This window comes from Psychrobacter sp. W2-37-MNA-CIBAN-0211 (assembly GCF_040309405.1).
Taxonomy (GTDB): Bacteria; Pseudomonadota; Gammaproteobacteria; order Pseudomonadales; family Moraxellaceae; genus Psychrobacter; species Psychrobacter glaciei.
The window spans coordinates 1-329 of the sequence record NZ_JBEOOU010000073.1 but is presented as its reverse complement, the minus strand read 5'-3'; the positions used below and the strand labels follow the sequence as shown (position 1 = coordinate 329).

The following is a 329-nucleotide window of genomic DNA, read 5'->3' as shown; positions in this document are numbered from 1 at the left end:
TACTGCAGTTCGTTATACCGATGGTGAATACTACTCGGAGAATGGCAGTAGTATGCGCAAAGCATTTTTACGCTCGCCAGTGGACTTTAAATACGTCAGTTCTAACTTTAATCCACGCCGTTTACATCCTGTCACAGGGCAAGTTAGAGCCCATAGAGGCGTAGATTATGTGGCGGCCATTGGGACACCCATTAAATCTGCGGGTAAGGGGCGGGTTATTGAGTCGAGTTATAACCAGTATAATGGTAACTATGTGTTTATTAAGCACAACGAAACCTATACCACTAAGTATTTGCATTTAACCAAGCGCAAAGTTAACCGTGGTGAAA

1 protein-coding gene is annotated in these 329 nt (G+C 43.5%); it reads left to right on the top strand.

The window, feature by feature from the left end; all coding sequences use genetic code 11:
- The coding region (locus AAEY72_RS14350; protein ID WP_352311182.1) for a peptidoglycan DD-metalloendopeptidase family protein at nt 1-329 on the top strand (329 nt) is incomplete at both ends.